The organism is Streptomyces synnematoformans, assembly GCF_039531005.1.
Lineage (GTDB): Bacteria > Actinomycetota > Actinomycetes > Streptomycetales > Streptomycetaceae > Streptomyces > Streptomyces synnematoformans.
Genome location: NZ_BAAAPF010000481.1, coordinates 1 through 3,561, shown reverse-complemented (window position 1 = coordinate 3,561; position 3,561 = coordinate 1). Strand labels below are relative to the sequence as shown.

Here is a 3,561-nt window from a genome sequence, read left to right as displayed (position 1 = left end):
CGCCCCGCCGCCGGCCAGCGCAAGGACCCGGCGGCGGCCGGGACCGCCCGGACCGGCGGGCCCGCCGGGCACGGTGGTGTCCGTGCCGCCGGCGGGCGCGGCGGTGTCCGGGTCGTCAGGGTCGTCCGCGGTCCCGGCGCCGGCCGCGGGGCCGGCGGGCGGCTCCGAGACCTCGGTGGGTTCGACGCCGGGCAGCTGCAGCATCTCCGCCGACCGCTCGGCGACCATCCGCACCACCGCGTCCGGCAGCCACTCGATGTCGCCTCCGGGCGCCTCCCCGGCCAGCGCCTCGTCCACCCCGGCGGCGGTGGGCCGCGCGTCGGGGTCCTTGGCCAGGCACCGGACGAGCAGCGTCCGCAGCTCCTCGTCCGCGACGCCGCCCAGGTCGGGCTCGTCGTGCACCGTGCGGTACAGCAGCGCGTCCACGGCGCCGGCGCCGAACGGCGGCCGCCCGGTGGCCGCGTACGCCAGCACGCACCCCAGTGAGAAGACGTCGCTAGCCGGCCCGACCTCGTCCGCCCGCGCCTGTTCGGGGGAGAGGAAGCCGGGCGTGCCGACGACCATGCTGTCCGACGTCAGCTGCGTCTCCTCGGCCGCCGTGGGCCGGGCGATGCCGAAGTCGATGAGCCGCGGGCCGTCGAGCGCGAGCAGCACGTTGCCGGGCTTGAGGTCGCGGTGGACCAGGCCGGCGTCGTGCACCGCGGCCACGGCGCGCGCGAGCACCTTGCCCAGCACCCGTACGCCGTGGTCCGGCAGCGGGCCGCACCCGGTGACCGCTTCGGCCAGCGACGGGCCCGGCACGAACGCCGTCGCCAGCCACGGCGCCTCGGCCTCGGTGTCGGCGCCGAGCACGGGCACCACCCACGGGCTCCGGACCCGGCGGGCGGACGCGGCCTCGCGGCGGAAGCGGGCGCGGAACTCCGGCTGTTCCGCGTACTCGGGCTGGATGACCTTCACCGCGGCCGGCGCACCGGCCGCGGTGCGGGCGAGGTAGACCACGCCCATGCCGCCGGCGCCGAGGCGGCCCAGCAGCCGGTTCCCGCCCAGGTGCGCGGGGTCGGAGGGCAGCAGCTGCTCCATCACGCGCCCCCCTGCCCGCCCGGGGCGGCGGGGCTGCGGCCCGCGGCGCCGTCGGGGTCGGCGGCTTTTCCGTCCCCGTCGCCGTCGCCGCCGTCCCCGTCCCCGCCGTCCCCGTCCCCGCCGTCCCCGTCGCCGCCATCCGGGACGGCGATCTTGTCCTCGGCCTCGATCATCATCCTGACCAGGGGTTCGACGGTGATGTCGCCCACCTCCTCGGCGGAGCGCTTCTCGCCGCCGCAGGCGGACACGGAGACGACCACCGGGCCGAACGTCGACTGGTACCACGAGTACGGATACGGACCGCCCCGGGTGTCGCTGACGCACTCGCCGCTCTCGGACAGCGAGTCGTCGCTGGTCTCGTTGGCGCCCTCGCCGCGCGCGAGCGCCATCGACGTCAGGCCCGTCAGCCGCTCACCTGCCCGCAGCGTCTGCTCCGGGCAGCCGACCGCCTCCTCCAGCATCCGCGCCTGCTCCCACGCCGCGTCCAGCGTCGTACGGTGCACGGTCACCGTGGCGGACAGCCGGATCGACCCCTTGCCGTCCGCCGGGGGCACCTCCAGGTAGCGGGTGCGGGTGGCCAGCACGTCGTCCGGCAGGTCCTCCGTCTGCCAGGCGCAGTTCTCGCCGAGCACCGTCCAGCGCGCGGGGTCGCTCTCGTACGGCGTCGCCCGCACCGCCTCCGGACCGAACTGCTTCGGCCCGACGATGACGTCCTCGATCAACTGGCGCGCCTGCGCCGCGGTGCGGGGCACCCGCTCCGGGTCGGGCTTCGGCGTCTCCGACGGTGCCGGGCCGCCGTCCGGCGTGTTCGCGCTCGCGCTGCTGCTCGCGCCCGCGGACTTCTTCCCCTCCGGCTCGCTCCCGCTCTCGCAGGCGGTCGCGCCGCCCGCGCACAGCATGCCGAGTAAGACCGCCGGAACACCCCAGCGGCGTACGCGTCCTTCGTACGTCATAACCCCCACCCGGTCTTCCCCCGGCCGCCCATACCGATGCCGCTCCGCCGCCCGGCGGTTCCGCGCCGGGCGGCGGAGCGGCACCCCGTCTGCGAGCGAACTCTACAAGGGCTGCCCGGTAGGGGTCCCGGGCGCGGTGACGCCGCCGTTGCGGGCCGGGGGCGGGCGCGTTGACCGCGGGGGAACGCTGCGACCTCCGCCCCGGCGTACGCCCCCACAGGGGTTACCGTCCCGGCGGGCCGTCTCGGCGGCGGGGCTTCCGCCGCGCATGCTGGAGGGATGCCCACCGTCACGTTCGTCTCGTCCCGGTGGTTCGTGGCCACGCTCTTCGTCGTCATCACGCTCGCCGACCTCGTCACCAGCAAGGGGCAGTCGCTCGGGGCGCTGTTCTCCGTCATCCCCGTGCTGGTCGCCGTCAACGGCAGGCGGCCCGCCGTCGTCGCCGCCGGGGTCCTCGGGGTGGTGCTGGCCGGGGCGCTCAGCTGGTACAACGACGACATCGGCACCGCCCAGTTCCTCGCCCGGTTCATCGCCGTCGTCGGCGCCACCGGGCTCGGCCTCGTCGTCCAGGCGGTGCGCGTCGACCGCGAGACGCGGCTCGCGCGGGCGCAGCGGATCGCGGACGTGGCGCAGCGGGCGCTGCTGCCGGTGCCGCCCACCCGCGTCGGGCCGTTCGCCGTCGCCGCCAGCTACGCCTCCGCCGCGCGCGACGCGCAGGTCGGCGGCGACCTGTACGACGTCGTGGACACCGGCTCGGGCGTGCGCGCCGTGATCGGCGACGTCCGCGGCAAGGGGCTGCCCGCCGTGCGCATCAGCGGCAGGGCGCTCGGCGTCTTCCGGGCCGTCGCGTACGACGAGCGGGATCTGTCCCGGATCGCCCGCCGGATGGAGCAGAGCGTGCTGCGCGAGGCGGGGCCGGAGGACTTCGTGACGGTCCTGCTGGTGGAGGCCACCCGGGAGGGCCGGTGCACCCTGCTGTCCTTCGGGCATCCGCCGCCCCTGGTGCGCACCGCCGCGGGGGAGGTGCGCGAGGCGCCGATCGCGTCCCACCCTCCGCTGGGCCTCGGGCTGGCCCGGCCGCCCGAGCGGGACCGCACCTCCCGGGCAGCCGGCGAGGCCGCGGCGGACGACGGCGACGGCCCCGGCGGCGCCCGCGCCGTCGCCTCCGCCACCGACCCCGCCGTCGACCCGCTCGCCGCCGCACCCGGCGCCGCCGGGGCACCGACCACCGAGTTGGTCCTCGCCCCGGGCGACGAACTGCTCCTCGTCACCGACGGCGCCCTGGAGGCCCGCAACGCCGCCGGGGAGTTCTACCCCCTGGTCCCGCGCTACGCCGCCTGCCCCGGCCCCGCCGGCGACCCGCCCGTGGACGTGCTCGCGGCACTCGGCGCCGACATGCGCGCCTACAGCGGCGGGGCACTCGACGACGACTCCGCGCTCGTCCTGCTGCGCTACGCGCCGCCGGGTGATCGCTCGTCCTCTGCCGGCGCCGTCCCGCCCCGCTGAGCCGGCAGCCGCGGCACCCCGG

At 77.4% G+C, this 3,561-nt stretch carries 3 protein-coding genes; 1 reads left to right on the top strand and 2 read right to left on the bottom strand.

Annotation, left to right across the window (positions count from 1 at the left end; genetic code table 11):
* Positions 1-1,080 (bottom strand): serine/threonine-protein kinase (locus ABD317_RS34750; protein ID WP_344295552.1); only part of this gene is annotated, 1,080 nt, incomplete at its 3' end.
* Entirely contained in the window at positions 1,080-2,033 is a 954-nt protein-coding gene (locus ABD317_RS34745) for a hypothetical protein (protein ID WP_344295549.1), read from the bottom strand. The genes ABD317_RS34745 and ABD317_RS34750, both read right to left, overlap by 1 nt.
* 279 nt (positions 2,034-2,312) lie before the next feature.
* On the opposite strand from ABD317_RS34745, the gene ABD317_RS34740 reads away from it, so the two are divergent.
* Complete coding sequence (locus ABD317_RS34740) at positions 2,313-3,539, top strand: PP2C family protein-serine/threonine phosphatase (protein WP_344295546.1); 1,227 nt, start codon at positions 2,313-2,315, stop codon at positions 3,537-3,539.
* Positions 3,540-3,561 lie beyond the last annotated feature (22 nt).

Excerpts from the sequence above, each read along its gene's own strand:
- ABD317_RS34740 (WP_344295546.1), top strand. The coding sequence starts at position 2,313 with ATGCCCACCGTCACGTTCGTCTCGTCCCGGTGGTTCGTGGCCACGCTC.
- ABD317_RS34745 (WP_344295549.1), bottom strand. The coding sequence starts at position 2,033 with ATGACGTACGAAGGACGCGTACGCCGCTGGGGTGTTCCGGCGGTCTTA.